Below are 352 nucleotides of genomic sequence, written 5' to 3'. Positions count from 1 at the left end.
GATGTTGACCGAAAACATCAGCCCGGATTGTCTGATGGTGACAGTGTCGCCGATGGATAAACACGGCTATTTCAGCCTCGGCACCAACGCCGATTACAGCGCCACGGTGATCCGCAAAGCCCGCAAGGTGATTGTCGAAGTCAATCACCATATGCCGCGTACCTTTGGTGAATGTTCGGTGCATATTTCAGAAGTTGAAGCGCTGATCGAAGCCGATGTGCCACTCACCGAGCTGCCAGACGCAGCCGCATCCGATGTCGACTGGGCCATTGCCCGTCAGGTCGCGGAGCGGATTGATAACGGCGACACGCTGCAAATGGGCGTTGGTGGTGTACCCAATGCGGTCTTGTCC

The 352-nt window shown here is 56.2% G+C and carries 1 pseudogene; it reads left to right on the top strand.

What is annotated here, in order from left to right:
• Window positions 1-34: 34 nt before the first annotated feature.
• Window positions 35-352 (top strand): annotated as a pseudogene (locus Q4563_RS17460) (4-hydroxybutyrate CoA-transferase); the annotation flags it as partial.

The sequence above is a fragment of the Gilvimarinus sp. 1_MG-2023 genome (assembly GCF_030548285.1).
This window is presented reverse-complemented; position numbering and strand designations above follow the sequence as displayed.